Origin of the sequence: Vibrio sinus (assembly GCF_023634645.1) — a bacterium.
Classification (GTDB): Bacteria; Pseudomonadota; Gammaproteobacteria; order Enterobacterales; family Vibrionaceae; genus Vibrio; species Vibrio sinus.
Map to the genome: position 1 here is coordinate 1 of NZ_JAMKMR010000021.1, position 20,583 is coordinate 20,583.

The 20,583-nt window shown below is 41.7% G+C and carries 23 protein-coding genes; 17 read left to right on the forward strand and 6 right to left on the reverse strand.

Features of this window, described 5'->3' with window-relative positions; translation table 11 throughout:
- Nucleotides 1–447: 447 nt before the first annotated feature.
- Nucleotides 448–663: a helix-turn-helix domain-containing protein gene (locus M9194_RS17665; RefSeq protein WP_250614016.1), complete on the forward strand. Its 216-nt coding sequence runs from the start codon at nt 448–450 to the stop codon at nt 661–663.
- Between the two features lie 49 nt (nt 664–712).
- Here the strand turns inward: M9194_RS17665 and M9194_RS17670 are convergent, their stop codons facing one another.
- Nucleotides 713–1,468 (reverse strand): substrate-binding periplasmic protein, encoded by a 756-nt coding sequence (locus tag M9194_RS17670; protein WP_250614017.1) that lies wholly within the window; start codon nt 1,466–1,468, stop codon nt 713–715.
- Between the two features lie 524 nt (nt 1,469–1,992).
- Here M9194_RS17670 and M9194_RS17675 point away from each other — a divergent pair.
- From M9194_RS17675 to M9194_RS17685, 3 genes are all read left to right on the forward strand, one after another.
- Nucleotides 1,993–2,772 (forward strand): substrate-binding periplasmic protein, encoded by a 780-nt coding sequence (locus M9194_RS17675; protein ID WP_250614018.1) that lies wholly within the window; start codon nt 1,993–1,995, stop codon nt 2,770–2,772.
- Nucleotides 2,773–2,873: 101 nt separating this feature from the next.
- The gene (locus M9194_RS21775; protein ID WP_250614019.1) at nt 2,874–3,524 is read left to right on the forward strand and encodes a transporter substrate-binding domain-containing protein; all 651 of its coding nucleotides are present in this window, start codon (nt 2,874–2,876) and stop codon (nt 3,522–3,524) included.
- A gap of 267 nt (nt 3,525–3,791) precedes the next feature.
- Nucleotides 3,792–4,421: a hypothetical protein gene (locus tag M9194_RS17685; RefSeq protein ID WP_250614020.1), complete on the forward strand. Its 630-nt coding sequence runs from the start codon at nt 3,792–3,794 to the stop codon at nt 4,419–4,421.
- 21 nt (nt 4,422–4,442) lie between these two features.
- On the opposite strand, the gene M9194_RS17690 is transcribed toward M9194_RS17685, so the two are convergent.
- On the reverse strand, nt 4,443–4,661 hold the full coding sequence (locus M9194_RS17690; RefSeq protein ID WP_250614021.1) for a type 2 periplasmic-binding domain-containing protein: 219 nt from the start codon (nt 4,659–4,661) through the stop codon (nt 4,443–4,445).
- Between the two features lie 186 nt (nt 4,662–4,847).
- Between M9194_RS17690 and M9194_RS17695 the strand changes: the two genes are divergently transcribed.
- A complete protein-coding gene (locus tag M9194_RS17695; RefSeq protein ID WP_250614022.1) occupies nt 4,848–5,102 on the forward strand; it encodes a hypothetical protein in 255 nt (84 codons plus the stop codon).
- Between the two features lie 174 nt (nt 5,103–5,276).
- The gene (locus M9194_RS17700; protein WP_250614023.1) at nt 5,277–5,843 is read left to right on the forward strand and encodes a LysE family translocator; all 567 of its coding nucleotides are present in this window, start codon (nt 5,277–5,279) and stop codon (nt 5,841–5,843) included.
- 37 nt (nt 5,844–5,880) lie between these two features.
- Here M9194_RS17700 and M9194_RS17705 read toward each other — a convergent pair whose 3' ends face one another.
- From M9194_RS17705 to M9194_RS17720, 4 genes are all read right to left on the reverse strand, one after another.
- Nucleotides 5,881–6,933, reverse strand: coding sequence for an HlyD family secretion protein (locus tag M9194_RS17705; protein WP_250614024.1), 1,053 nt, complete (start codon nt 6,931–6,933; stop codon nt 5,881–5,883).
- A complete protein-coding gene (locus M9194_RS17710; RefSeq protein ID WP_431769421.1) occupies nt 6,930–8,255 on the reverse strand; it encodes a glycosyltransferase family 2 protein in 1,326 nt (441 codons plus the stop codon). Before M9194_RS17710 ends, M9194_RS17705 begins: the two co-directional genes overlap by 4 nt.
- Nucleotides 8,248–9,582, reverse strand: coding sequence for a TackOD1 domain-containing metal-binding protein (locus tag M9194_RS17715; RefSeq protein ID WP_250614025.1), 1,335 nt, complete (start codon nt 9,580–9,582; stop codon nt 8,248–8,250). The genes M9194_RS17710 and M9194_RS17715 overlap by 8 nt, the downstream gene beginning before the upstream one ends.
- A gap of 336 nt (nt 9,583–9,918) precedes the next feature.
- Nucleotides 9,919–10,332 carry a hypothetical protein gene (locus M9194_RS17720; protein ID WP_250614026.1) on the reverse strand — a complete coding sequence of 138 codons (414 nt, stop codon included), beginning with the start codon at nt 10,330–10,332 and terminating at the stop codon, nt 9,919–9,921.
- Between the two features lie 258 nt (nt 10,333–10,590).
- On the opposite strand from M9194_RS17720, the gene ccoN reads away from it, so the two are divergent.
- The 11 genes from ccoN (at nt 10,591) to M9194_RS17775 (ending at nt 20,574) form a co-directional block, all read left to right on the forward strand.
- Complete coding sequence (gene ccoN, locus M9194_RS17725) at nt 10,591–12,018, forward strand: cytochrome-c oxidase, cbb3-type subunit I (RefSeq protein ID WP_250614027.1); 1,428 nt, start codon at nt 10,591–10,593, stop codon at nt 12,016–12,018.
- A gap of 11 nt (nt 12,019–12,029) precedes the next feature.
- A complete protein-coding gene (gene ccoO / locus M9194_RS17730; protein ID WP_250614028.1) occupies nt 12,030–12,644 on the forward strand; it encodes a cytochrome-c oxidase, cbb3-type subunit II in 615 nt (204 codons plus the stop codon).
- 11 nt (nt 12,645–12,655) lie between these two features.
- A complete protein-coding gene (locus M9194_RS17735) occupies nt 12,656–12,856 on the forward strand; it encodes a cbb3-type cytochrome oxidase subunit 3 (protein ID WP_250614029.1) in 201 nt (66 codons plus the stop codon).
- Nucleotides 12,853–13,833 carry a cytochrome-c oxidase, cbb3-type subunit III gene (gene ccoP, locus M9194_RS17740; RefSeq protein WP_250614030.1) on the forward strand — a complete coding sequence of 327 codons (981 nt, stop codon included), beginning with the start codon at nt 12,853–12,855 and terminating at the stop codon, nt 13,831–13,833. Before M9194_RS17735 ends, ccoP begins: the two co-directional genes overlap by 4 nt.
- 115 nt (nt 13,834–13,948) lie before the next feature.
- Complete coding sequence (locus M9194_RS17745) at nt 13,949–14,428, forward strand: FixH family protein (RefSeq protein ID WP_250614094.1); 480 nt, start codon at nt 13,949–13,951, stop codon at nt 14,426–14,428.
- 3 nt (nt 14,429–14,431) lie between these two features.
- Complete coding sequence (locus tag M9194_RS17750) at nt 14,432–16,792, forward strand: heavy metal translocating P-type ATPase (protein ID WP_250614031.1); 2,361 nt, start codon at nt 14,432–14,434, stop codon at nt 16,790–16,792.
- 9 nt (nt 16,793–16,801) lie between these two features.
- A complete protein-coding gene (ccoS, locus tag M9194_RS17755; protein ID WP_250614032.1) occupies nt 16,802–16,978 on the forward strand; it encodes a cbb3-type cytochrome oxidase assembly protein CcoS in 177 nt (58 codons plus the stop codon).
- Nucleotides 16,975–17,646, forward strand: a complete 672-nt coding sequence (locus tag M9194_RS17760) for a sulfite exporter TauE/SafE family protein (protein WP_250614033.1) — start codon at nt 16,975–16,977, stop codon at nt 17,644–17,646. Before ccoS ends, M9194_RS17760 begins: the two co-directional genes overlap by 4 nt.
- Nucleotides 17,647–17,721: 75 nt before the next feature.
- Entirely contained in the window at nt 17,722–18,465 is a 744-nt protein-coding gene (fnr, locus tag M9194_RS17765; protein ID WP_250614034.1) for a fumarate/nitrate reduction transcriptional regulator Fnr, read from the forward strand.
- 156 nt (nt 18,466–18,621) lie between these two features.
- On the forward strand, nt 18,622–19,569 hold the full coding sequence (gene uspE / locus M9194_RS17770; protein WP_250614035.1) for a universal stress protein UspE: 948 nt from the start codon (nt 18,622–18,624) through the stop codon (nt 19,567–19,569).
- Nucleotides 19,570–19,914: 345 nt separating this feature from the next.
- Entirely contained in the window at nt 19,915–20,574 is a 660-nt protein-coding gene (locus M9194_RS17775; protein ID WP_250614036.1) for a hypothetical protein, read from the forward strand.
- Nucleotides 20,575–20,583 lie beyond the last annotated feature (9 nt).

A 20,583-nucleotide genomic window follows, 5' to 3' on the forward strand; every position in this document is an offset into this window, starting at 1 on the left:
CTAACAGGGCACCTGTATAAAACTGGTAACTGTTAGATCAAGGTTATAAGCCTGATCCGGGCAGCTCTTGGGTATGTGATTTCTCAAGCACAACACCGAGCGCAAGAACTGTCAGTTTCCTTGAAAACCTCGAGCTTTAGCAAGCTATCCATACACCAGGCAGAGTTAATTTCCTTATAATCAATATCTGATGTTGAAAACATAAGCTATTGATTATTAATGTAAATTATATATTTTATGGTAAATCATTGTTATGTTTAATGGGTTGAAAGTTTACCTCTAGAGGGGAAGCGAACATCGGTAAATCTCCTTGTAATTTAACATAACATACATAATACGCAGTGAGGTATGTAGGCCCAAAGTAGTAATGTCACTATTTAGCCAGATTAAAAAGTCACTCTAGTCTACGTTTCTAGTTACAGGTTTCTTTGGCTAAGGTTTCAAGACATGCTGATAACTATGAGTGAACATGATATTAATCGTTTTAAAGTCATCCAAGATGTGTGTGACCGTCGACTTCGTCGATGTGATGCTGCTGAGCTTCTTGGCTTAAGTGTTCGACAAGTTCAACGTTTAATGAACCGGTTACGTGAATTTGGTGCCTCGTCCTTAGTTCATCATTTGTGTGGAAAACCTGGTAACCGCCGATACCCATCTGAGTAATGAACCTGAGGTTTAGTAAAACTGAGTCTGCTTTTGGTTTGTTCAAAAATCACTTAGGTTTGAGATACTCTCCACGTTGAGAAGCTTGTTTATATTTTTCAATTTGAGCGCTATCTCGCATCTTTTTAATCCCTCGGTTGAAAGCGTTAATGAGTTCTCTCGCCCGAGGAGACTGTTTAGATATTAACAGTGAATATGCTCTAGTGTTAAGTGGCTTCGGAGACGCAGTAATTTGACCTGTCAAACCCAGCTTATTAATTAAGTGATATCCGACATCTGTAAAATCAAGGATTATATCAAGTCTATTATTTGTTAGTTTGTGATAGTTTCCCTCTGCATTGGCAATTCTAAAAATTGTTAATGTTTCATTTTTTTCTAACTCTGATAAGCCATAATCAAAACCAATTTGCCCGCCAATTCTGTACTGAGAAAAATCACTTGGATTATTCCAGTTGAGTTGCATATTTGAGCGATGAAAGATGGACAAGGCTAAGTGAATAACGGGCTCTGAAAACAAAAAGTCTTTCTCACGCTCTTTTGAAAAAGCCCAGATGAAGGTACCATCCAGTTTTCCTTGTTTCACCAGTTCGTATCCACGAACCCATGGTAAGTAAGCGAGCTCAACCTCGTAGCCTTCTTTTTCAAAAGCCTCGACAACGATTTGCGTTACAAAACCATCATGTTTAAGTCTTTTAGACTGATATGGAGTCCATTCACTTGTAGCCAAAGTAACAACTTCCTTTCCGTAGGTGAGAAAAGAAACGGATAAAGCACAAAGTAATAAAAAGCGCGACATATCATGCATTACATTTCTGTTGGATAGTCATTTAAACCTAGCTCAATTATTTAATTTATTTCCTTCCTACTTTACTTCATTCTCAAAATCAGGACATTATAAGCCCCTACCCTTAAACATAATTAAAATCATAAGATCAAGCACCCTCACCTTTTGTTGCTTTTGACCGTAAACACACCAAATTTGTTTTCTCTGAATTTCTCCGTTTGTCGCTCAAATATTCGTCAATAAAAACCATCCCTTACGAATTCCGTTTAAAACACGAATACATTGACTGCTTCCACAGGCTATGTAGCGAAATACATCAGTAAAAATATAGGTTATATGTATGCATTGAGAATTAAAAAGCCAATCAGAAAATGGTTTAGGCACGGAGGATAGTAATGTGACATGGTCACGTTTAAATAATATCAAGTAGTTTCAGTACATTGTCGCTTACCGTTTGGCGAGAGCTAAAAGAACCGAAGTTCTAACCTGTAACGCGTGATCTAAAACTATACTTTCCTAATCAACTGCGTTTTAGGTCCGACCTTATGATATACCGTATTTCTTTAAGCCTTTTGTTTCTTTTCTGTTTAGGTTTACAGGCGAAGCCTCTTATCTTTGCAACGGGTGATTGGCGGCCATACATATTTGAAAAGGACGACACGGTGGATGATAATCGCCCCGGTTTTAGTATCGAGATTGTTGATAGAGCATTTGAACAAATGGGATACCAAATAACCTATAAAACACCACCCTTTAGCCGGCAAATACTTGATACCGAACGAGGTGTATATACTGCTTTAGTGGGGCTGCTCGTTAGTGATGCTCCGAACTTGATTTACCCTACAGAAAGCATCGGTCAAGTAAGCAATTGTTTTTATGCGCAGAATGATAACGGTTGGAAGTTCAAAGAGGTTTCTTCTTTGGTTGCGGTAAAGCTAGGAGTAATCAGTAGTTATACATATGGTGTGATTGACGACTATGTAGCGAAGAACCATTCCGGTAATGTAATCGCTATTTCAGGTAGTGAAGAAAATATACTGAAGCGCCTTTTTAGAATGTTGGAAGCTGGGCGAATAGATGTTGTTGTAGAAGATCGTTCCGTTGTATCCCACTATCTAGAAAACGCCGGCCTAGTTGGTCAGTTTAAGGTGGTCGGTTGCTTGGGTACAGTTCCCGCGATGATAGGGTTTTCTCCAGTACTTCCCGAGTCAAAAGAACTGGCTCGGCAATTTAGCCAAGAGGTGCAGGAATTGCGTCGTTCAGGAGAGCTTCAACAGATTCTCAATAAATATGGCATAGAAGATTGGAAGAGCAAAAGTCCGTAATCCTTACCTATCTCCCCTGCCCGCTAGACCATTGGGCAGCTTTGTTAGAAATTAACGACTATGCTTTTTAGACAGCTAGAATTCAGTGCAAGGAGAGCATTGTGTTTAAAAATATAGTCATTTCAATATTAGCGATATCAGCATTTCCTGCTTGTGCTGTCGACGTGTTTGCCATTGATATACCAGGACTACATAACAAGGACATGAGTGGTGAGTACGATGTTATTATCAAGAAAGTTCCAGATGCCCAATTGAAAGAACTGCCAGCCATTCGAGCTGAAAACACGTTTAACCAAAGTTCAAATGGTTGTTTGTCCCCTGCTAATAAAAACGCAAACTTTTACCCTGATTGGGATGTTGCTGGAATTATCGTCAGCAAACCCATGAGTATCGCTAAAGTATATATATTTACTCCCCACGGCAGTGACAGCATCACTGATTTAGCACAATTGGTTGGAAAAAAAGTGGGTGCTAGAGCTGGTTTCCCATATGGCAAGAAAGTAGATGATTCGGGCGTCAAGCTTATCTTAACAAAATCGATGGAACAAAATATTAAAAAGTTACAAAGTGGTCGCCTTGATGCAATTATCGATTATACGCCTGATATGTACACTGCTTTTGATGAAATGGGTATTCAGCCTTTGTCTTTCGATAAAGACAACCCAGTTGAGGTTCATAACGATAGTGTAATTTGTAAAAAAACACCGGAAACAGAAGCATTTATTAGAAATCTGAACGCAGTGATTAACTGATTCGTAAACATAATTCACGGTGCACACATATCGATGCTTTGCTCTTCTTATCGGGGCCACTCAGGGCCCCTATACATCCAATATTTTCTAAGACAACATTCGATCTATGGTTATCAGATAGTTATCGATTCTTCATAAATTTAATCTAAAATCCAGTTTCCGATCTCTTCACCCATGGTCTATATTTTTATCAATAATAAATAGAGTTCATATGCGCTAGATAACATCTTAGTGTATAAAAATACAATGATTGGTTAGGTTAATAACATGGGAAAAGCCACTGAGCATAATTCTTCAATAGGCGTTTACTTTTGGTCTCTGTTGTTTCTATTGAGTATTGTTGTATTCATTGTTTATTTTCGTTTTTACTCGATTTTTAACGATCATAATGAAAGAATAAAAAACCTGCCCTATCAACCCATTGAGACCATAGGCCATTCCATGAATATGGAACTTAGAGAGCCCGTCGTATTGACGATCCCAGACAGTGATATTTCTGTTCATCTTAATCAAGTGGATTTTGAAAATAGCCAGTTGCTTGGCCAATACAAAAATAACAGTGATGGAACAGGTTTTCTCTCACTCGATAGCAAACACTTTATCGGATCACCCATCAATGATTGTTCATATACAACCGTGTTGACGCATTCACCGGGAGACGGTGTTAACTATTATTACCTGTCTACTTTTAGATACGATGCCGAAAGACAAGCAATCACTCATGTCGATAGTGAATATCTTGGATATAACCTAAAAATCCACGATTTAACGCTAAAAGGTGACCTAGTTAAAGCTAATGTCAGCAGCAATCACGATGGGTATCAAAAGCTCTCTGTGCTCGCAACATTAAAAAGTAACGCTGAATTGGAGCTACTCTCTTTACGACAGCAATACTGAGATAGGGTCTTGCTGCATTCTCTACTTGGAAAAGTAGTCTTGCTTTATTTCTTCATATTGACCCGTTGATTTGATCTTGTTTAACCCAGTGTTAAACCGTTCGATTTGTTCTTTCGAGTTATCGAGTTTTTTAGATATAACTAGATAAAGGTTGATAATCTTCTTGTTGATGTCAAAAACCTTAAAATCGTCGATGGAATCATTATTACTTTTTATTGCCCATAGAGCGGATTCTTCCAACGCTCCTACTATATCTGCTCTACCTAACCCTATTTGTGCTCTTTTAATAAGAAAACAAACATAATCAAAGTGTTATATTTGGGTCTAAAGAGTACGAGTTTGTGACACTGATGTGGTCGCCACCCCATTGTTCGATTTATACTTTTAGTTAAGACAGTGTGCACGTAAATTACTGGAGACCTAATTATGATTAATTCTGAAACTGGCAACCATAGAGACGTAGACTATCAAGTTGATGCGGAGTTTGTTGAAGAGCAAGATGGATACAAAGTGTCATTTTCTTTTGTAGGTCCGGCTAATAATCGCGGATATTATGCCTCGATGTGCGCCACAGTGATGAACGAGCGAACAGAAGGCATCGCTATTTTTGATGAAGAGTCCTATGCATTTGATATTGGTCACCGTTTAGCCAAAAAGAATATTGATAAAGCTCACTCATAAGTGACGCTGTCACGAAGAGAGAAAAACCGACATGTATTTTAAGTCGCTTTATTTTTAATAAGGCGATTACATTGATTCGCTTTACTCTTAAAGTTTTCTATACCAGAATGCTGCTTTGTCACACTTTCTGTATGTCGTATGGACTCTATTCACTATTTATCTTTACTAGTATTCATGTTCGTTTCAACCATAACCCCTGGTCCAAACGTTGTTATGGTTACTGCATCTGGAGCGAACTTCGGTATAAAGCGCACCCTACCTCACTTATTTGGGATTGCGGTAGGCTGCTACATCATCATGGTGTTGGAAGCGCTGGGTATTAACCAACTGTTTGCCGAGTTTCCTTCTATTCCTCTGTTGATCAAAATTGTCGGAACGCTTTACCTTACATGGCTCGGGCTAAAGTTGTTTAGAAAAGGAAAGCCAGAAAAACAAACCAGCCGTTCACGCCCCCTATACCTTAGAGAGTCCGTATTGTTGCAGTTTTTAAACCCTAAAGGTTGGATATTGACGTTAACCGTGATGTCTGGCTACACCATTCAAGGGAACGACTATTGGCTATCTGTACTGATTGTTTCTAGTATTTATGCATGGTCAGGCACCTTTACCTCGGGTGTGTGGATGGTGCTAGGGAGCCAAGTTGCCAAGGTGATGCGCGATGAGAAACATTGGAGACTGTTTAATGGAACAATGGGGCTGCTGACCATGGCTTGTGCCGTGATGCTGTGGACAGGTATTTGAGTGTAAAAGAGCCAGGTTTTGCCTGGCTCTTTTCACATTAGAAATAGACTTCTACTGGCATGCCTTCAATCAGCATATTTTTATTGAGTGTGTCATCTGTAAATGACAACGTCACTTTCATTAATGCACGTCGCCCTTCAAATGGCTTGGCTAACTGAGTAGGAATTTTAAGTGCAAGCTGGGTGGGTTTAGACACTTTCGCTAAGTAATTTTTTCCGTTTGGCAGTTTAACCGTTGCAACCTCGCCTACTTTTGCTTTTTCAATGTACTTCGCATCTAAATACGCATCAATTTCAGGTGGTTGATCTGCCCGCGAAAATGTCATCACGTCAGTTGAGGCTTCTACTCGCTCTCCTACTCTCCCTACTTCATTGATCACTTGCCCATCGAATGGCGCTTTAACCAGTAATAAGGCCTCTAGGCCTTTTTTCATCGTTAGCTCAAGCTGAAGATTACGCACAATATTTGATAGGTTGCCTACATAATCCTCATCGGCACCGCGCATTTTGGCTCTTTGCAGCTGTAAGGTGGCATCTGACAGCTGAACTTCTGTTGTGTAATAGTTGTTCAATACTGATGCATAATCTGCCGCACTGACATGGCCTTGTTTAAAGTATTTGTCATATTTTTTCTTTATAGCGACCATTTCCGAAAAGTTCTTTTCGGCGTTATTCTTCGCTTTAGTATACAATGCCACCTCGTTTCGTTCCCGATTCAAGCCATATCCTCGTAAGGATTTTATTTCTGTTTCTAGGTAGTTGATCTGTTCTTCTAATAGTTTGTTTTGTAATAGGAAAAGTGGTTGACCTTTTTTGACCGTATCTCCTACTTGTACGTACATTTCACTTATCGTGCTTGATTCAGGGGCAACAATATTTATCGGTTGATAGGTGACAATACCAGGTGCAATAGTAAAAATTTGCGGACGTAATAACCAATAAATAGTGAGCAATGCAGGAGCAAGAATTGCAGCGAGTAGTAAGAACCAACGCAATCGATATCCGGTGCGCTTTGCCTGTCCGTAGGCGACCTTTACTCCTTTTTCAGAAGTCGGACTTTTTTGCTTATCGAGCATAAATCTAACTTTCAAAACTTCTTCCCTCTCTTCAGCACCCACCATGGTGCCATACTAGACTCTTCATGAGAGCGTCTAATCACTTCATTGAAAATTGAAAATGCGGTAATAAACCGAGAAAATAATGCGTAGATTGGATATAAAAATAGCCACCCAGACAACTTAATATCGTTCGCCTTCCTTTCCGAAATCAGCACCCAATAGATAGTAAATTTTAGTAAGACAACAAGTAAATAGACCGAGTAGATCAAGACAGCTGCGGTAACAGCAAGAACAGTTGGATATGAAACCACAATATGAATTAGATACCAAATAACGATGATGGGCAAAATGACGTTTTTCAGCACGCCATAAATGAGCGTGTACAAAAATACGGGCCAACCTAATAGCTTAGGTGACAGACCTTTAATATGTTTTCTAACGTATAAAAACATTAAGTCGCCATCCCATCTTAATCGCTGCAATATGAAGTCCTTCACCGTTTCGGGTGCGTCAGTGTGACCAATGGCGTGTGGCGTGAACGCAAGTTTGGTACTTCGATATCGGCCTTTATATTGCTTTAACCGCATGGTTAAGTCTAAGTCTTCCGCAGTATGCGTGTCCCAACCACCGGCTCGTTGCAACACTTTTTTTCGAAACGCGCCAAACGCACCGGAAATATTATTCAGCAAACCAAATTGTGTTGTGCCTGTTTTTCCGCCTTGCATAGACATCATGTATTCCAGGGCTTGCATTCTGGTGAGAATGTTTTTGCGAGCATTGCGAACGCGAAGTGCCCCACCTGATGCAATCACATTTTTGTCTCTAAATTGCTGCGCCATAACCAGCGCCATATTGTTATCAAACGATGTGTCACCATCTACATTGATGACAAGTTCATGCCGTGCCTTGAGCAACCCGGTGTTGAGTGTTGAAACTCGGCCCCCGCGTTGCCATTTTGGAATAACCTTCACTACCCTATCCTTACGGTGCTTATAGTCATGATAAGCTTTCATCGCGGCTTGATAGGTATGCTGATTTTGTACAGCGCCATCGACCACAGCAAGAACTTCAATGTGACCCGGGTAATGTTGCTCAACTAAGGTATCAATAGTGGAACGAATGGCGTTCCCTTCTCCATAACAAGTGATGATGAAACTAATGGATGGAGTATGCGGCAAATCAGTGGTTTTATTTTTCCAGTGCCAGCGAAAAATCCCAATGATCATTAGCAGAATCAATGGCGACTCGGCGATAAGGATCATTGGAAAAAATGCCACGACAATATCAACATTGGCCGTTATCTGACCAAATAAGTCTCTAACTCCATAAGAAAGGTAGCCCAGAAAATCAATCATTTAGCTCACTTGTACGATTTTTCATCCACTGTTTTACATCAACAAGGGAAGAGTCGGGAAGTTGCCAGTGTTTTACTCTTAACTCAACTAAATCTGATTCAATCAAAGTACCAAACTCTTCCAGTCGCATGTATACCACTTCCAAAAACTCATATTCAAAATGGGGTAACAACACAAAAATCAAATCATCGCCATATTGGCAACTTAAGTCAGTATTCCTAAACAGTTTCTCCAAATGTTCAGACAGTTGAACGATTAATTCAATGTATGCCACATCACCAAAGGCTTTAATATAGCCATCAGAATTCTCAATTTTTAAACCAATGAGAAGGTCTTTTTGTTCATGCCTTATAGATAACTGATTTTTCCAAGATAAAGCGGCTTCAAATGCGGTGACATTGGTCGTGCCTTTTAGCTGGATGTTATAGTTTGGATTGAGCTGCTCCTCAAACAAAAATCGTTGTGCGTTTTCACCAACCGTATAAGAGTAAAAAGTTTGTGCCTGTAGTTTATGTGTGTCATTGACGTGATCGCAGCTTAGACATTTTGCAATGACATTTGCTTCAGCGAATTCGTTTTTGCAGCCATTGCAATGGTGCATTTCTAATGGGCGGTCATAGTCAACACCAATGTGCTTGAGAAGTGTTTTGCATGTTGGACACTGCATAGATTGAGTTTTCATGAATGCACTGGCGTCATCTACGTGGCCACAGGTGAAACAATGCAAAGCGTCGTAAGAGACAATGTCAATATCACTGCACGAAGGACATGAATCAACATAGTTTAAATGACCAGAAGCACATCGCTCACAGTAGCGAACGCGATCCACGCATCTCGCGACTGACATAATATCGAGCTGAATCATTCTATGCAGATATCGAAAAGGTGTTCTTTCTTGATTGTGATAGATATCCAGTAGCGGATAGCGATATAACTCTTTCTGCCCAAGATCTTTTTTAGGGCTCAGTGTTCGATCGGAGTCTAGCCATAAATAGGCGAGCAGTTTATCTTTGGGTTCAGCTTGTAAGTAATTAAGTTTGCCTGAAATCGGGCGAACTTTTTGCTTAGACAGTAAGCCATCAGAAAGGTAAGGACTCAACACGCTTGGTTTAAACGTGTAGATACGCCATGTCCATCCAAATTCGGAGTGATGTATTTTTTGTAGTAACTCATCCTGCTGGTCAGATGGCAAATTGATAATACAAACTTGCCCGCGAGATTGGTAGATATCATCGCTCGGCTGGCGAAATTCCACATCCAACTCCATCGCCGCTAGTTCATCACAGTAAGATCCAAATAATGTCGCATACTCGACACTGACCAACATAAACATCCCCTTCTATAAAACAAAATCGCACCTAATTTTTCAAAATGCAAACCACAAAAACTAAGCTGAGTTCAGCCTGTGGAGGCTTCTTGGTCATAAGTGCGAATTAAACACCAACATATACTGCAAAATATTCATTTTCAATCAATTAAGGTGAATTGTTGGACGTAGGCTCGGAATACCTTTGCGGTTGAGCTTTTGTTAACGTACGGTAAGAACTGACATTAGTATGTATTTTGAGTCGAAACGCGACATTTTTAGCAAAGTCGTGAATATGCTCAGAGAAGAAATGAGCATATTGATAGATAGCTAGTTCTTAGAAAGGCAAATTTGTGGTTATTTACTGGCGAATTTCTTCTTTTGTGCTACTGGGGCTTCCAACTCAATAGATAAGGACAATTTAGCGGTGTTTTCCTTCTCAGCACTTGCAGCGATTTCTAAGTTTAGCGACTTTGTATCATTTGGATAGCTTATCATCCAGCCAGTATCAATTTTCTCTATTTCTACATTTGGCTCTTGAGTGGTGATAGAAAAAGGTGATGTAGACTTGATAAAAATTGAGCCATCGTTACCCGAAATAACCGTACCGTAATAATTGTTTACACTAAAATCGCAACTTGAATTTATGTTGCATCGCAACTTTTCAACTTGATCGTAACTGAACGTTCTCCAGAAAAAAGCGACTAAAAGTACCACTAACATCAGCGATATCTGCGCTAAACGGCCTTTAGTGAGTTTTTGCGCTGGCATGCTAAATTTTCTCCCATGCTACAAACTTCAAATTTTTGAAATATAAGGAGCATAACCATAATCCTAACATGGTTATTTCCCTGTCATTAATCGGTTTATTAACGTATAGTTTTACGTTGAATGTATCGTAAATTATAAATCAACCGTATAAATAACTAGGGAAGCAAAGTTCATTTATACCGCCGATTTTCTGCGATATTACGACATCAGTCGTGTCGGAAGTAAAGTGTAGTTAATTAGAAAATGGAAACATGCAACATGAGCCATGAAACGCAGCTCGAGCAAAACTACAACTATACGGTCGTACGTCAGTTTACCCTAGTGACTATTCTCTGGGGAATCTTTGGTATGTCCGTTGGTGTTTTGATTGCCGCCCAATTAGTTTGGCCTCAGCTAAACTTTGATACCCCTTGGTTGACTTACAGTCGCCTCCGCCCACTTCATACCAACGCGGTTATTTTCGCATTCGGTACTAGTGCCTTATTCGCCACTTCTTATTACGTTGTGCAACGAACCTGTAGAACCAAATTGTTTGGTGGGTTTCTCGTACCATTAACATTTTGGGGTTGGCAAGCCATTATTGTGTCCGCCGCCATCACCTTACCTATGGGTTGGACTTCTGGTAAAGAATACGCAGAGCTGGAATGGCCAATCGACATCGCTATCGCAGTCGTATGGCTGGCGTATGCGGTGGTGTTTTTTGGCACAATTGTCAAACGCCAAACCTCCCATATTTACGTAGCAAACTGGTTCTTTGGCGCTTTTATCATCACGGTAGCGGTTTTGCATATCGTCAACAGCATGGCAATTCCAGTAGATATAGGTAAATCCTATTCTATGTATGCTGGTGCCGTAGATGCCATGGTTCAGTGGTGGTATGGACACAATGCGGTAGGCTTCCTGCTCACCGCAGGTTTCCTCGGTATGATGTATTACTTCGTACCTAAACAAGCCGATAGGCCAATATACTCATACCGCCTGTCAATTATTCACTTTTGGGCACTGATTTCACTGTATATCTGGGCTGGCCCGCACCATCTACATTACACTGCTCTGCCAGACTGGACCCAGTCTCTTGGCATGGTGATGTCTCTCGTTTTGTTTGCTCCGTCTTGGGGTGGCATGATAAACGGGATCATGACCTTATCGGGTGCTTGGCATAAGCTTCGATACGATCCTATCCTTCGCTTCTTAATTGTTTCGCTGTCTTTCTATGGTATGTCGACCTTTGAAGGACCAATGATGGCGATAAAAACTGTCAATGCCCTATCCCACTATACGGATTGGACGATTGGACACGTCCATTCTGGGGCTTTAGGTTGGGTTGCCATGGTCTCGATTGGCTCGGTATATCACCTTCTACCCAAATTATTTGGCCAAGAACGAATGTACTCAATTCGCTTGATCAACATCCATTTCTGGTTAGCGACAGTGGGTACGGTACTTTATATCGTGGCTATGTGGATTTCTGGTGTTATGCAAGGGCTGATGTGGCGCGCTGTGAATTCAGACGGAACGTTAACGTATAGCTTTGTTGAATCTGTTGCGGCGTCTTATCCATTCTATACATTGCGCTTTATTGGAGGGCTTATCTTCCTATCAGGCATGTTCTTAATGGCATACAACGCATACAAAACTGTATCTGCACCACGTGATAGCTTGAAAGCTATCCCTCAAGCGGCTTAAGGAGGTGAAAAATGAGTTCAAATAATCGCCACGAAGCCATAGAAAAAAACGTTGGCCTCTTAGCTATCCTTATTGTTGTTGCCATCAGTTTTGGTGCATTGGTAGAGATTACACCACTAATGTTTCAAAAACAGACGACGCAACCACTTGAAAGTCTTAAACCTTATACCGCATTGCAAATGGAAGGGCGCGACGTTTATATTCGTGAAGGATGTAACGTTTGCCACAGCCAAATGATCCGCCCATTTCGAGCTGAAACCGAGCGATATGGACACTACTCGGTGGCTGGTGAAAGCGTTTGGGAGCACCCATTCTTATGGGGCTCGAAACGTACCGGCCCAGATTTAGCTCGCGTCGGTGGACGATATTCTGATGAATGGCACAGAGTTCATCTCATCGATCCTCGAGAGTTAGTACCCGAGTCCAATATGCCAGGCTTCCCTTGGCTAGCTGAAAATGTTCTCGATGGAAAATTAACACAGAAAAAGTTGGAAATTTTCCGTGATAATTTCGGTATTCCCTACACGGATGAGCAAATCGCTAACGCGCAAAAAGAAGTTGAAGGTAAAACGGAAATGGACGCCATCATCGCTTACCTACAATCACTTGGCCATGCGATGAAGTAAGGAGAAAAGATATGGATATCGGAACTATTCATAGCATATGGACAGTCTTACTTTTTGTCTGTTTCATTGGGATCGTTTGGTGGGCTTATGGCAAAAAGCGCAAAGCTCGCTTCGAGGAAGATGCCAACATGATTTTCGATGAGGAAGAGAGAAAATCACATAAGGACCAAATAAAGGAACAGTCAACTAAGGAAGGAGAGAACAAGCAATGAGTACTTTCTGGAGTATCTGGATTTCGGTAATTACTATCGGTACGCTTGTCAGTTGTGCTTTGCTTCTACGCTGGTGTTCTAAGAATCAATCTGATGTCGAAGAAGGCGAAGATATGGGGCACGAGTACGATGGTATTCGTGAATTGAACAACCCTTTACCTAAGTGGTGGACTTACCTATTCGTTTGTACCATTATTTTTTCGGCGATATACCTAGTATTGTACCCAGGTTTAGGAAGCTTTAAAGGTATTCTGGGCTGGACCAGTTCAGATCAACAAGTGCGATCTATTGAAGACTCGAAGTCTTCCATTGCAAACGCACAAAGTGAAAAGCAACTTAATCAGTATGCGAAAGAGCTAGATGATGCCAATAAATATTTTGGTAAAGAGTTTAAACAGCTCGCGTACCAAAAAGACGGCAAAACATTGTTAACGCTTCCAGAAATCGCAAACAATCCAAAAGCATTAAAAGTGGGTCAACGTATATTTCTGCAAAACTGCTCACAATGTCATGGTTCTGACGCTCGTGGTCAAAAGGGCTTCCCCAACTTAACTGACGATGCCTGGTTATATGGTGGTGAGCCTAAAGCCATCATAGAGACCATTAGGAATGGTCGGGTTGGTCAAATGCCTGCTTGGAAAGAGGTATTGGGTGACCAAGGTGTGAAAGAAGTGGTTAGCTATACACTGAGCTTATCTGGCCGCTCTGTAAACGCCCGTGAAGCTGCAGAAGGTAAAAAACGATTTGTCGTTTGCGCGGCATGTCATGGTACCGATGGTAAAGGTAACCCTGCAGTTGGAGCCCCCGATCTAACCGATCAATATTGGTTGTTTGGTGGGACACGAGCTGATGTTACCAAAACGGTGATGTATGGACGCTCTGGCGTCATGCCTGCCTGGAAAGACATCTTGGGAGACGATAAAGTTCAACTGGTTGCGGCTTACGTCTGGAGTCTAAGTCACCCTGATAAAAAATAATCGTTACCTATCGTGTTGACTTGGCACCCACCGAGTTGATGCGATAGGCGACTCATTGTCGCCTCAGGTTTCTGAGGCCCCTACGCTATCTTATCTGGTTGTTGAGAATAAGCTTATGGAAAAGCCTTGGTATAAACAGTTCTGGCCGTGGTTCTTAATCATCTTACCCCTAATTGTCGTTTCTTGGACCATTGTGACGGTTATCATCTTTTCAAATAATTCGGTATCGCTGGTTACCGAAGATTATTATAAGAAAGGCAAAGGGATAAATATCGATATTAGTAAACTCAACGTTGCTAAGCAGTTAGAGCTAGAAATCAACATTGAGTCAAAGGCAAAACTAGTCAACTTCACTCTAAATAAGGGCCAGTTAGCTCACTACCCTGCACTCAATATTTTATTTGCACATCGCACGCTACCTAATCGAGACTTTTCCAAACTTGTCACCTCTGATGCCAATGGCAATTACTCCGTTGCGTTAGATCATGACCTCAAAGGGCCGTGGTTTATCGAGGTTACGCCACATGATAAGGCATGGTTAATACAGGGGCGAGTAAACTTCCCGGTCACCCAGCCTACAATGCTGATGAACTAGCCTATGTGCCATTGCTATCACTGTGGAGAAGATGTCCCACCCAATAGCGAGTTTCATCTAGAGGTACTGGGCGAAAATCGACAAATGTGCTGCCCAGGTTGCCTAGCGGTAGCACAAACGATCGTCGATACTGGATTAGTTTCCTATTATCAGTATCGCACGGAGCCCGCTGATAGAGCTCAACTTATTCCTGAAGAGCTGCTTACCCTAACCAATTATGACAATCCAGATATACAAGCTGAGTTTGTTAGAGAGTCTGAGTCCGGACAAGAGGTGACATTGTCACTATCTGGCATTTCTTGCGCTGCATGCGCTTGGTTGATTGAAAAACGACTGTCGTCTGTTAATGGTGTGCTCTTGATTCGAGTCAATACGACCACGAATCGCGCATTAGTCAAATGGAATCCCAACAAAGTTAAATTGAGCAGTATTCTAAAAGACATTCACAAGTTGGGTTATAAAGCCGCTCCTTTCGAGCCTGACAAACAAGAAGATGAATACCATCGTTCGATGAAACAATACTTGTATCGATTAGGCATTGCTGGTTTAGCTACCATGCAAGTCATGATGTTGGCCGTTGCGCTTTATTTTGAAGTATTCAGTGATCTTGATAACCAATTTAAAGCGTATTTGCGTTGGGTGAGCCTTATTTTTGCCACGCCTGTTTTGCTGTATTCAGCATCACCGTTTTACCTCAATGCTTATAGAAGCCTTAAAAACAAAACGTTAGGAATGGATGTTCCCGTTTCCCTTGCTTTGCTATTTGCTTATGGTGCTAGCGCCTATGCGACCGTTACCGAACAAGGTGAAGTGTTCTTCGAGTCCATTTCCATGTTTACTTTTTTCTTGCTACTGGGGCGCTTTCTTGAAATACGCGCTAGACGAACCGCTGCTGCCGCGAGTGGAAATCTATTAAAGTTGGTGCCGGCAATGGCCACAACATTAGATGGGCATAAGATCCCAGTGAGTCGGCTCAATATAGGGGACAAAATTCGAGTACTTCCAGGGGAGCGCATTCCAGCCGATGGTGAAATAACCTCTGGACAAGCTTACATAGACGAATCGATGCTGACTGGAGAGTCCGTTCCCGTATTAAAAGTATCGGGAGACAATGCGTTTTCAGGCACATTAAACGGTGAAGAGTCATTTGAATTGTGTGTCAGGTCGACTAAAGCAAATTCAGTGATTTCCGGCATCGTAAAACTGCAAGAAGAAGCGCAATTGTCCAAGCCAAAAATAGCAGAGATTGCCGATATTACGGCTCGATATTTTGTAGGCATTTTGCTGGTGGTTGCCGGGTTAACTTGGCTATATTGGCACCAACATAAACCCGAAGATGCATTTTGGATCATGTTAGCAGTTTTGGTCGCTACCTGCCCTTGTGCCTTATCTCTGGCAACGCCCACCGCCCTAACCTGCGCCACGTCTAAATTGAGCCAGCTCGGTATTTTGCTGCGCCGAAAACATGTCTTTGAAACCTTGTACAAAGTCAACCATCTTATCATCGATAAGACCGGAACGCTGACACAAGGAAAAGTTGAGCTAAACGAAATCATGCTATTCGGCGGTTATAACGAAGAGCTATGTTTATCTATTGCCGAAGCGCTGGAATCGCACGCGAATCACCCCATTGCTAATGCCTTTAAGGGAAAAAGCAGAAAAAACGTATCAATAGAACAAGTTAAGAATCATATTGGTGAAGGAGTGCTTGGGCTTTATCAAGGTAAAGTCATTAAAATTGGTAGTGCCGCCTTTGCGTTAAATGACAAACAACGAGATGAAATCAATTCTGTGTATTTGTCTTTGGACCATAAACATATTGCGACTTTTATCTTTCATGATCCTCTGCGCAAAGAAGCGAAAAGTTTAGTGGATAAATTTGCCTCGTCGAATATAAAAATTACCTTGCTGACTGGCGATACGCTATCCAATGCACGACACGTCTCCAACGCTGTGGGTATCAAGAATGTTGTCGCATCGGCAAGTCCACAGGGTAAGCTCGCATTCTTAAAGCAGCTTCCTGAGCAAGACATTACTTTGATGATTGGCGACGGCATCAATGACGCGCCCACCTTGTCAGGTGCCCACCTTTCCGCCGCGATGGGAGGTGGTACTGATATTGCCAAAGCATCTGCAGACATGACACTTTTGAGTGATAAACTAGAAAAGATCGTCCAAGCTCGAGACTACGCGATAAGAGCACGGCAAATCATTCGTCAAAACCTATTGTGGTCATTAGGATACAATCTGCTCGTCCTACCGCTTGCGGTATGCGGGCTTATTGCGCCATATTTTGCAGTGATCGGTATGTCAGCCAGCTCAATTATTGTAGTATCAAACTCTCTACGTTTACTTAAGGATTAAACTCATACTATGGAAAGTTTATATATCCTTATTCCTATCGCTATTGTCTTAGTGTGCGTAGCCGCTGCTATCTTCCTTTGGGCAGTAAAAAGCGATCAGTTTGAAGATCTTGAACGACAAGGTCACAATATCTTGTTTGATGATGACGAACAACCAAAGCCAAAAAAAGAGGAAGAGAAAGAGTGACAATAGATTGGCTTGGGGCATTTTTCATAGGCTTTCTAGGTTCAAGTCATTGCATTGGTATGTGCGGTGGTATCGCGTCGTTAATGACCATCAATCATCCTGGTCGAAAAATCGTTATTCCGATGTTATATAATGTTGGGCGTTTAACCAGCTATGCTCTGTTTGGTGCCATAGTGGGGGGAACGATCTCTACCTTGGCTTACACTATGTCTGCAAACCACCCTCTCACTTGGCTACGTCTTGTTGCTGCAATCTTCATGATTTTATTAGCGCTGTACTTAAGTAACTGGTGGAAGGGATTAGTCTTTACAGAAAAGCTAGGCGGTATACTTTGGCAAGCGTTAACACCTGTTCGTAAACGGGTGATGCCAATCAAATCCCCTATTTACGCGTTACCCTGTGGGATGGTTTGGGGATGGCTTCCTTGCGGCCTAGTATATTCCGCCCTAACTTGGGCTGCGGTTTCTGGAGGCGCCGTAAATGGGAGCCTACTCATGTTGGCATTTGGCCTTGGTACGTTACCTGCGATGTTTTCTATTGGCTATGGGGCGAACTATTTTCAACGCTTAAAGCAGTCAAGGTTGATGCGTCAAACGGGCGCACTATTAATTTTAAGTTACGGTATATACACGGCTTACTCGGTCTTACTCTCTCTTCACGTACTGTAACCCAAAGAATATCCCTATTCATTCTAAGGAATGGGTGTTAAAATGTTGACACGCCTCAAGTCATGAAAGGTTGCTATGAATTCTCAAAAGCCAAATGCTAAACGTGTACAATCGGGTGGGTGCTCTATCCATTGTCAGGACTGCAGCATCAGTCAGTTATGTATCCCATTTACACTTAATGAAAATGAACTCGATCAACTCGATGAAATCATTGAGCGTAAAAAGCCAATTCAAAAGGGTCAAGAGTTATTCAAAGCAGGAGATAACTTAAAATCCTTGTACGCCATTCGCTCTGGTACTATCAAAAGTTATACAATCACTGAGCAAGGTGACGAGCAAATTACGGCCTTTCATCTAGCGGGTGATCTTGTGGGCTTTGATGCTATTACTGGAGATGTTCACCCAAGCTTTGCGCAAGCACTTGAAACCTCGATGGTATGCGAAATACCTTATGAGACACTAGATGACTTATCAGGGAAAATGCCTAAATTGCGCCAGCAAATCATGCGTCTGATGAGTGATGAAATCAAAGGCGACCAAGAAATGATCTTGCTGCTTTCGAAAAAGAACGCTGAAGAAAGATTAGCGGCATTTCTCTACAATCTTTCTTCTCGATTCTCCCAGCGAGGATTTAGTCAAAGAGAGTTTAGACTTACGATGACTCGTGGAGATATCGGTAATTACTTAGGGCTCACTGTTGAAACCATCAGCCGCTTACTTGGTCGTTTCCAAAAATCTGAAATTTTGAGCGTTAAAGGTAAATACATTACGGTGTTAAACCGTGAAGCTTTGCAAGAATTAGCGGGTGTCTCAGAGTAAATTACTTCAACCATCCTAATGATGTGGCTCTAAACTGAGCTACATCATACTTCCTCCAGATAGCCTCTTAAATTCCTAAAATAATCGATTCATCTGCGCTACATTAAACACTGTAATACCCAATCAAACCCTGATGTTTGAATCTAAGGAAAGTGTATGAGTATTTACAATAATATCTTAGTGGTTGCAGATATTAATCATGATGAACAACCTGCCTTGGCACGTGCAATGCAGCTCGCAGCTAAAAGCCAATCTCGAAGCCAGATTACTTTTTTCCTTTCTATTTACGATTTTTCTTATGACATGACGTCAATGCTATCTCTGGAAGAGCGTGACGCGATGAGACGAGGAGTGATTCATCAACGCGAGCAGTGGATGAAAAGAATTTCAGAGGAGCATGTCAACGAGTCTGTAGATTTCGACGTGAAAGTGGTGTGGCATAATCGTCCCTATGAAGCCATTATTGCACAGGTTTTCTCAGGCGGCCATGATATTGTGATTAAGGGTACGAGGAAACACGACGTGCTGGAGTCCGTCATATTCACACCAACTGACTGGCATCTTTTAAGAAAATGCCCTGCTCCTGTCCTGCTAGTTAAGAGTCAAAATTGGTCTGCGAATTCTAGTATTCTCGCATCCGTTCATGTTGCGTCAGAAAGTGAAACACATATTGATCTCAACGACCGTATGGTTGAACTGCTTCAAGACATTTCAAAACGTCTAGACGCGAAACCTTATCTTGTTAATGCCTACCCTGTTACACCGGCAAACATAACAATTGAGCTTCCTGAGTTTGACCCAACCTCTTACACCGATGCAGTTCGTGCCCACCACCTTGTTTCAATGAAAGCATTAAGGCAGAAGCATGGAATGGATGAAGAACAAACTTTTGTTGGCCAAGGCTTACCCGAAGACGTTATCCCTGAAGCTGCTCAAGATCTGAACGCTAGCATGGTTATTCTCGGGACAACTGGGAGAACTGGCTTATCTGCAGTGTTTATAGGAAACACTGCAGAACATGTCATCGATAGGATAGATTGTGATGTGTTGGCCTTGAAACCACATGGGTTTATCAGCCCGCTGGATCCACAAAATGCGGTGTAGACCTAAAACCATTGGAAAAAACGGAAAGCCTAGGTGTAGGTGCCCGTAATTATACGCAGATTCATGCCCAGTTTATCTGACTCCATGCCACAATAAATGACACTATTATTTATCGTTTTCGTTTATTCAACTATGTTTATATTGGTTGGGTGGAATAACACCCATAGGAAATTAATAGTAGATTACCCCGGGCATGCTAAGGGCACTTACTCTTATAACGCTAAAGCGTTAACCAAAAAATAAACCGCTTCGCGATTGTAGTTTTGAAACATTCATTCATCCACGGGTAACCCCGTGGTTTTCTTTATCGACAAAATAAACAAAAGGGCTAGGTATATAATGAGTATGAAATTGTATGATGCAAATCAGTATCAACCGGATATTTGCAAATCTTTAACAACCGCATGGCTAGGTCAAATGATGCGGGGGACAAATTACGGTGAATTGTGGTGCGCAGCCGCTCACGCAGCGACCGAGAACGATGCATTTTATCAATCTCATTTGCAGCAACAATCACAACTTGAATGTAAGGAGCAGCTAAAGGCGCATAAAAATATACAAATGGTGTTAACGAAAACTAGTTTTGGGCAAGACCATGCTCAAGAAGCAATGGCATTGGTCATGGCGAGAAGAGCACCTCTCGATTCGTTAACCTCTCAGAAAACAAAGAAAATCATGTTAATGAGAGTTCGCAATATGAAGGTAGTAAGATCAACTGACAATATTGACTTGAAAGGCTTGGGCGCTGAGTTTGACAAATTAAGTAGTACAGCACGTTATTATTTGGTGTCAGTGAGAGCGGATAGTGGGTCTCATTCGATTGCTGTTGTATCTACAAAAGAGGAGGGTGTGTTTAGCCCTAAGGGGTATTTGTACTATTACGATCCGAACTTAAACAAAGTGGTTCGCTGGAGCAGCCGGGAAGAGATGAAGGGCTTTTTAGACAAAACCTTGCTTAAAGACTATCGGTCGATAAATGGGATTTGGCAGGTGCAATCAATGTAGGGTACTGTC

Coding starts and splice junctions, on each gene's coding strand:
- M9194_RS17665 (WP_250614016.1), top strand. CDS start 448: ATGCTGATAACTATGAGTGAACATGATATTAATCGTTTTAAAGTCATC.
- M9194_RS17670 (WP_250614017.1), bottom strand. CDS start 1,468: ATGCATGATATGTCGCGCTTTTTATTACTTTGTGCTTTATCCGTTTCT.
- M9194_RS17675 (WP_250614018.1), top strand. CDS start 1,993: ATGATATACCGTATTTCTTTAAGCCTTTTGTTTCTTTTCTGTTTAGGT.
- M9194_RS17685 (WP_250614020.1), top strand. CDS start 3,792: ATGGGAAAAGCCACTGAGCATAATTCTTCAATAGGCGTTTACTTTTGG.
- M9194_RS17695 (WP_250614022.1), top strand. CDS start 4,848: ATGATTAATTCTGAAACTGGCAACCATAGAGACGTAGACTATCAAGTT.
- M9194_RS17700 (WP_250614023.1), top strand. CDS start 5,277: ATGTTCGTTTCAACCATAACCCCTGGTCCAAACGTTGTTATGGTTACT.
- M9194_RS17710 (WP_431769421.1), bottom strand. CDS start 8,255: ATGATTGATTTTCTGGGCTACCTTTCTTATGGAGTTAGAGACTTATTT.
- M9194_RS17715 (WP_250614025.1), bottom strand. CDS start 9,582: ATGTTGGTCAGTGTCGAGTATGCGACATTATTTGGATCTTACTGTGAT.
- M9194_RS17720 (WP_250614026.1), bottom strand. CDS start 10,332: ATGCCAGCGCAAAAACTCACTAAAGGCCGTTTAGCGCAGATATCGCTG.
- ccoN (WP_250614027.1), top strand. CDS start 10,591: ATGAGCCATGAAACGCAGCTCGAGCAAAACTACAACTATACGGTCGTA.
- ccoO (WP_250614028.1), top strand. CDS start 12,030: ATGAGTTCAAATAATCGCCACGAAGCCATAGAAAAAAACGTTGGCCTC.
- M9194_RS17735 (WP_250614029.1), top strand. CDS start 12,656: ATGGATATCGGAACTATTCATAGCATATGGACAGTCTTACTTTTTGTC.
- ccoP (WP_250614030.1), top strand. CDS start 12,853: ATGAGTACTTTCTGGAGTATCTGGATTTCGGTAATTACTATCGGTACG.
- M9194_RS17745 (WP_250614094.1), top strand. CDS start 13,949: ATGGAAAAGCCTTGGTATAAACAGTTCTGGCCGTGGTTCTTAATCATC.
- M9194_RS17750 (WP_250614031.1), top strand. CDS start 14,432: ATGTGCCATTGCTATCACTGTGGAGAAGATGTCCCACCCAATAGCGAG.
- ccoS (WP_250614032.1), top strand. CDS start 16,802: ATGGAAAGTTTATATATCCTTATTCCTATCGCTATTGTCTTAGTGTGC.
- fnr (WP_250614034.1), top strand. CDS start 17,722: ATGAATTCTCAAAAGCCAAATGCTAAACGTGTACAATCGGGTGGGTGC.
- uspE (WP_250614035.1), top strand. CDS start 18,622: ATGAGTATTTACAATAATATCTTAGTGGTTGCAGATATTAATCATGAT.
- M9194_RS17775 (WP_250614036.1), top strand. CDS start 19,915: ATGAAATTGTATGATGCAAATCAGTATCAACCGGATATTTGCAAATCT.